Origin of the sequence: Streptomyces sp. MnatMP-M17, assembly GCF_900091995.1 — a bacterium.
Lineage (GTDB): Bacteria > Actinomycetota > Actinomycetes > Streptomycetales > Streptomycetaceae > Streptomyces.
On record NZ_FMDK01000636.1, the window covers coordinates 1 to 6,689 of the forward strand.

Annotated in this window: 7 protein-coding genes; all 7 read right to left on the reverse strand. The window is 71.9% G+C overall.

The features are described from left to right. Positions 1-166: 166 nt before the first annotated feature. On the reverse strand, positions 167-460 hold the full coding sequence (locus tag GA0115259_RS26685) for a hypothetical protein (RefSeq protein WP_093601754.1): 294 nt from the start codon (positions 458-460) through the stop codon (positions 167-169). A gap of 92 nt (positions 461-552) precedes the next feature. Next, the gene (locus tag GA0115259_RS26690) at positions 553-1,386 is read right to left on the reverse strand and encodes a toxin glutamine deamidase domain-containing protein (protein WP_141716699.1); all 834 of its coding nucleotides are present in this window, start codon (positions 1,384-1,386) and stop codon (positions 553-555) included. 105 nt (positions 1,387-1,491) lie between these two features. Continuing rightward, positions 1,492-2,292 carry a hypothetical protein gene (locus GA0115259_RS26695; RefSeq protein ID WP_093601758.1) on the reverse strand — a complete coding sequence of 267 codons (801 nt, stop codon included), beginning with the start codon at positions 2,290-2,292 and terminating at the stop codon, positions 1,492-1,494. Positions 2,293-2,462: 170 nt separating this feature from the next. Then, positions 2,463-4,496: an NAD-dependent DNA ligase LigA gene (gene ligA / locus GA0115259_RS26700; protein WP_093601760.1), complete on the reverse strand. Its 2,034-nt coding sequence runs from the start codon at positions 4,494-4,496 to the stop codon at positions 2,463-2,465. Between the two features lie 51 nt (positions 4,497-4,547). Continuing rightward, positions 4,548-4,901, reverse strand: coding sequence for a hypothetical protein (locus tag GA0115259_RS26705; protein WP_093601762.1), 354 nt, complete (start codon positions 4,899-4,901; stop codon positions 4,548-4,550). 77 nt (positions 4,902-4,978) lie between these two features. Further along, the gene (locus tag GA0115259_RS26710) at positions 4,979-6,259 is read right to left on the reverse strand and encodes a DNA polymerase III subunit beta (protein ID WP_093601764.1); all 1,281 of its coding nucleotides are present in this window, start codon (positions 6,257-6,259) and stop codon (positions 4,979-4,981) included. 102 nt (positions 6,260-6,361) lie between these two features. Continuing rightward, a partial coding sequence (locus GA0115259_RS26715) for a hypothetical protein (protein ID WP_218104239.1) occupies positions 6,362-6,689 on the reverse strand: 328 nt, incomplete at its 5' end.

The following is a 6,689-nucleotide window of genomic DNA, read 5'->3' on the forward strand; positions in this document are numbered from 1 at the left end:
TCCCGACCTGCTCACTGACCGGCCGGCCACCGTGGCGCATTGATGCTGGTCGGGGCGGGTTGTGGACAGAGACGGAGCGCGGAGCAGGCGCGGCGGCGCGGCGGCGGGCACCCCGTTCCAGAACGCCGCCGCCGCGCCGTGCTGCCTGCGGGGCTGCTCGCGGACCTCAGCTCATCGTCGGCTCCGGGTTCGGCCGGGTCCGGATGCTCTGGTCCGTCGCCACGTCCACGGAGGGGAGGGTGGTCACCCGCCCGTCGGACTTGTAGACCACCCAGACGCCGCCGACGACCGCGAAGGAGGTGTCGTTGTCCACCAGGAACTCCCGGGCACCGACGTTGAAGACGAACATGTCGTCGTTCTCCGTGATCTCCCGGTCGTCCAGGCAGAACGTGCCGTTGTTCCAGCCGGGCTTGGTCGCGGCGATGACCCGCGCACGGGCGTCCGCGTAAGAAAGCGTCATAGCAGTCCCCATCCTCTATCGTTCACGTATTCATTAATCTACACTATGAGGCCGCAGCGTGTCAAGTTTTATGTGTCATGCTGTGGTGTGGGTCAGGGCTCGAGGTAGCGGGCGGTCGCGCCGGGCGCCGGGGTGGGCTTGTCGTCCAGCCGTACCCACTGGGTGACGAGACTGCGGCGGAAGTACCAACCGGCGTTCGTGACCGGGGGGTTGGGCTGGCCGTCGACGAAGCGCACGGTGCCGTCGACGTTCTCGACGTTGAACACGTGCGCACCGCCTGAGCGCCAGGCGACGAAGACGACCCCGCGGGAGCCGGGTTCCTTGAACGCCTCCTCCACCTCGGCGCGGCCGCCGTCGGAGTCCGAGGGCAGCGAGCTGTAGGCCGTGGTGAACGACGTCCCCCACGCCTCCTCAATCACCGCCAGCGGCCGGCCCCCGGTCTGGCCGGGCTCCAGCGGCCCGGCCTTCACGCTCTGACCCCGTCTCGACAGCTCGTAGGCCTGCACCACGCTGGTGCAGTTGTGCGAGTAGGCCGGATCGCCGCGCTTGTACTTGGTGTTGATCCTCTCCAGCGTTCCGTTGATCTGCTCGTCGGTGCTCTGCGCGGGCGTCGGCGGCTCGGCCCGGCGCGCAGCGTGCGCCTTGAGCAGCCGCGCGGCGCGGTTCATGTCGCTCTTGGCGTCCAGTGCGGCATCCGCCGCCCCGTCGTGGTCCCCCTCCTGCGCCAGCCGCCGGGCCCGCATCGCTGATGAGTGCGCCAGCTCGAACTGCCGGTACGCCTCCGAGTTCTGGTCGAGCTCGCCGTCGGCGAGGGCCTTGTTCGCGGCCTTGGACGCGGCAGAGGACTTCACGGCGTACGTCGCCCGCCGCACCGCCAGGCTGCTGCCACGGCAGCGTCGGCCGCCCTGGGCCTGCGATCTACACACGGGTCCTCCTCGCTCCGGGCCGCTCACGCGCGGCCGTTCGTCCCACACGGTGCGCGGTGAGCCCTGTGGACAGAGACCGGGACCACCGACCGCCGGCGCACTGGCTCAGGCGGCCGACGGGCCGGGGGAGAAGGCGCGCTCCAGCCGCTCCGCCCGGTCCTCGGCGAGCAGGTCGGTGAAGGACAGTTCGTGGCCGAAGCGGTAGCCGGCCCAGTCGGGGCGTAGCTCCAGCTGGTCCTGGTGGCGCCGGTGCAGCGCGGCCATGCCCCGCTGCCACCGCTCGCCGGCTGGCAACGCCTCCCATCGCTGTTCGGCCTCGTCCGGGTCGTCGCCGGCGTCGCCGCCCTGGGCGCTCCAGAAGGTGGGGAAGGATTCGCTGAAAGAGACGACCACGGGCAGGTCGGCCCGCTCGCGCAGCAGGTCGCGGACCTTCTCCCAGCCGCAGTCCGGGCGGTAGAGGCCGCTGGTGAGCGCCTCCGTGATGACGTCGGCCAGCCAGTCCCGGTTGGGGCCGTCGACCCAGCAGTTCACTTCGCACTGCCCGTGCAGACGCGCGGCCAGCCGGAGGGCGTCGCCGCCCGACTCCATGGCGGTGTTGAGCATGAGGGTGAAGGGGCCGATGACGTGTCCGCGGTGCTCGGCGACCGGGTCGTCGAAGATGCCGATCAGGCAGCGCACGTACAGATGCAACCAACGGCGGGCCTGATGGTCGGAGTGCAGGGGTACGTGCCGCAGGTCGTGGCCGGCGGGCAGCAACTCGTACAGCGTCGCGGCGACCTGGGCGGAGTCGGGGCGGTCCAGGAGGGTGCCGGCCGCGTGCTTGTGCAGCAGGCTGTGCAGCCACGGCCGCTCGCTGCCGCCCAGGTGGGCGGCGGAACGCGCGTCCTGGAACCGGGTGTAGCTCATGAACTTCCTCTCGTCGGGGTCGGGCGGTCCGGGCGGTGTCCCCCGGGGCCGGGGCAGCAGCGTGAGGGCCCGGACCTGTGGACAGAGACAGAGACCGAGACCGAGCACGCCCGGGCCGGTGCGCCGCGAAGTGCGGAGCACCGGCCCGGGTGTGAGTGAGCCTGTCGGGATCAGGACTGCGGGGCGGTGACCATCGCGGCGAACTCTTCCTCGGTGACGACCCGTACGCCCAGCTCGCGGGCCTTGGCGAGCTTCGATCCGGCGTTCTCGCCCGCGACCAGCAGCGTCGTCTTCTTCGACAGCGAGCCCGAGGACGTACCGCCCGCGTTCTCGATGAACTCCCGGATCTCGTTGCGGTTGCGGAGGTGGGCCATCGAGCCGCGCATGCCTCCGGTGACGACGACGGTCTGACCGGACAGCGGGCCGTCGGCGGTGTTCGTTTCCGGCTCGCTCATGTTCACCCCGGCGTCGGCCAGCTTGTCGATGACCGGTCCCATGAGGGCGATGTGGGCGGCGATCTTCGGGGCGTTGGCGGGCGGCAGCTTCTTCACCTTGGCCAGGGCGTCGGCGTCGGCTGCGCGGATGGCGTCCATGGTGGTGAAGTGCCGTGCGATCTCGCGGGACAGGGTCCGGCCGGTGCGCACGATGCCCAGGGCGCAGAAGATCCGGTTCAGCGGCTTGTCCTTGGCTGCGGCGATCTGGCCGAGGATGGTGTCGGCCCGCTTGTCGCTGCGGGCCGCGGCCGTGAGCTGGTCGCGGTCGAGGGTGAACAGGTCCGCGACGTCGGCGACGGCCTCGGCCTCGACGAGGGCTTCCAGGAAGACCTCGCCCAGGCCGTCGATGTCGAGCATGTCGCGGGCGACGGCGTAGCGCAGGGCGGCCAGCAGACCGCAGCCGCCGCCGGAGGAGTCGGCGCACTCCCAGCGCTTGCCGCTCTTGTCGACCTCGCCGCCGCACTCCGGGCAGGCGTCGGGGAAGACGACCGGGGTGACGTCCTCGCCGCGCAGGTCCAGGACCGGGGCTTCGATGCGCGGGATGATGTCGCCGGCCTTCCACACCGTCACGGTGTCGCCGATCATCATGCCGCTCTTGGTGATGAACTCGGGATTGTGGAGGGTGGCGTACTGCACGGTGCTGCCGTCGACCTCGACCGGCTCCAGGACGGCGCGCGGCGCGATGATGCCGGTGCGGCCCACGCGCCACTCGACGCCGATCAGCTTCGTCTGCCGCTCGACGGGGGGCAGCTTCCGGGCGATGGCCCAGTGCGGGTGGCGGGTGGCGAACCCGGCCGTGTTCTGCTCGGCGAAGCTGTTCGCCTTGATCACGACGCCGTCGATGTTGAAGGGGAGTTCGCCGCGCAGCGCGATGATCTCCTCCACGCGGGTGTGGACCTCCTCCAGGGTGGAGAACACCCGCAGCCCGACCTCGGTGGCTGCGGTGGTCTGCACGCCGAGCTCGGCGACCTGCGTCATGACGGCCTCGTGGGTGTCCCCGCGCAGGAAGTCCACCCCGTCGAGGCTGACCGCTCCGTACGCGAAGAACGTCGTCATGATCGTGTAGTTGCGGGTCTTCGCGCCGCGCAGCGTGCCGGCGGTGCCGTTGCGCGGGTTGGCGAAGGGCTTGTCGCCGTGCTCGGCCCGCAGGTCGTTGGCGGCCTCGAACTGCGCCCTGGTCAAAAGGACTTCGCCGCGCACCTCCACGGTCGCCTCGCTGTCCAGGCGCGTGGGCAGGCCGATGATGCTGCCGATGGCCGCGGACAGGTCCTCGCCGTGGTGTCCGTCGCCGCGGCCGACCAGCTTCGTCAGCACGCCCTTGGAGTAGCGGGCGGCCACTGCCATGCCGTCGAGCTTCGGCTCGGCCGCGTAGCCGCCGCGCACCGGGGCGTCGAGGCGGCGGGACAGCGATGCGCCCCACTTCGCCAGTCCTGCGGCGTCGAAGACGTTGTCGAGGGAGAGCATCGGGACGGTGTGGGGGACGTCTCCGGCCGGTGCCGCGCCGCCGGCGATCTTGCCCACCGGGGAATCGGCCCGGACGTGGTCGGGGTGCTCGCGCTCGTAGTCGGTCAGCTGGCGCACCAGGGCGTCGTAGGTGGCGTCGTCGAGCGTGGTGTCCCCGTCGCCGTAGTAGGCGGTGCAGGCGGCGAGGGCGGTGTCGACGGCCGCGTCGTAGTCGGTGCGGCTGGCCAGGGCGGTTGCGGTGCTCATGCGGTGATCCTTACGTAGAGGTCTGACATCGGGCCGTGCCGTGTGTACAGGTCAGCGTGGGGTGACGGGGCACAGTCCGTGGGGGTTGAGGAGGATCTCGCCGTCGTCGAGGAACCGGCCGAGATCGGGGTGCTGCGTCACCAGCCCGCCCAGGCCCTGTCCGCGCAGGACGTTGGTGTCCAGTGCGTAGTGGGGGCGCACCAGCAGCTCGCCGACGAGGAACTGGTGGGTGCGGTCGCTGCCGTAGCGCAGGGGGTGGGTGTCGCCGCCGGGAACGCGGCTGGAGCCGACGAACGACACGGTGCCGTCGCCCTGGTCCTGCACGTAGAGCCAGGCCGGGACGTGCCGGACGTTCGCGTCGAGGGCGATGTGGGCCAGGGCGGCGTCGGTGAGCTGGTGGCGCACGGTGAACTCTTCCTCTGGGCGTACGGGGGGTGGGGCGCCGCGGACGGGCTGCGCCCCGCAGTGCGGGTCGGGCAGGGCTACTTGGGCGGGTCGAGCCGGATCGGGATGAGCAGGTGCCGGTAGCTGTCCTTGGCGGCCGGGTCGTCGGTCAGCAGCACCGGCTTGCGGGACTGCCCCTCCTCGAACTGGCGGATGTGCACGGTGACGGTGTCCTGGCCGGTGAAGGCGTCGAGCGCGGCGAGCAGGAAGGCGGGGTTGAAGTGGACGCTCATCCCCGCGACGTCCGCGGTCGTGCCGTGGTCGAGGGTGAAGGGGACGGTCATGCCCTTGACGCGGGCCTGCTGCTCGGGGGTGCCGATGACGGGTGCGAGGGCGAGCGCGCCCTCGCCGCTCCAGCGCAGGGCGACGGGGCTGTGGGTGCCGCCGACGGCCTGCGCCATGGCCCGCCCCTTCTTGGCCGCCTTGACCAGCGTGGCCCGGTCGATGCGGACGCTCGCGACGAACTCGTTGGGGAAGAACGCGGAGTAGGCGGGGAACTTTCCCTCGCGGGCGCGCACGGTGACCGTGGTGTCCCCCAGCGACAGCGTGGCGCGGGGGATGTCGCTGCTGGCCGCGTCCAGCAGGCCGACGCCGACCGGGCCGTCGTAGGACGTGAACCGCTTCAGCAGCGCGGTGAGGACGTCGGCGGGGAACAGGACGCTCAGCGGCGCTTCCAGCGGGCGGACGGTCGCCTCGGCCCGGACGTGGCCTTCGGCCAGGCGGTACCGGTCGGTCGCGGCCATGGTGAGGGTCTGGCCGGACAGGGTCAGGTGGACCGCGGTGAGGACCGGCAGGGTGTCGTCGCGCCCGGCGGCCGGCAGGACCCGCTTGAGCTCGGCGAAGAACTCCCCGGCGTCCACCGTCGCCATCGCGGGTACCGGTTCCGGCGGCCGGGTGAACTCCTCCATTTCCAGCGCGGCGATGGGCACGGTCAGGTGCTCGGTGGACAGCAGGTCGCCGGCCAGGGACACCGAAGTGCGCTCGGCCTGGGCCTTCGTCTCACCGGCGACCATGGCCGCCAGCGCCTTCTGCAACTGCCCGAAGTGCAGCAGACTGCCGCCCTTGCGGGCGCGGCCCGGCACGGAGACCGACACGGCCGTCTCGTAGTCGAACGTGGTGAGCGTCGCCCGGCCGCGGCCCGTTTCGATGAACACGCCGCGCTGTGCCTCGGAGGGGGACTTCACGCCGACACCGAACTCGGCGATCTTCAGGGCGCGGGTGAGCGGGCCGTGGTCGAGGATCATGCGCGCGGTCGGCTTGGCCGGGGCCAGAGTGGCGGGGGCGTCGGTCACGGTGACGGTCGCGGTAGCGGGGGACACGAAGAGGTTGCCTCCTTGGCAGGGCGGATCAGGTCGGGGGCGGCGGCGCGTTGTGCCGCCGGTCGTACGAGTCGAGGGCCAGGCGGGGCGCGTGGCCGGTCTTCAGGGGAGCGGGACGTCCACCGCGTCGGGCGAGGTGATGTGCCCGCAGTCCAGGCACGCGGCACCGCCCAGGACTCCGCCGGGCAGCCGGCCGCCGTGCAGCCAGACGCGGACGTAGGTGACCAGCGGCAGGGTGGGGCCGAAGTCCCACCCCGCGCAGGACGGGCAGCGAAACCGCCACCCGGTGCCGGCGGCCTCGTGCTCGGCAGCGCCGAAGTGGCGGGCCACGCGCTCGACGTCGGCGGACGCGAGGCCGCGTGAGCCGCTCATCCGGCCCCGCACCCGGCGGGGACGGCGGTCAGCAGCGGCAGCAGCGTCAGGCCCTGCG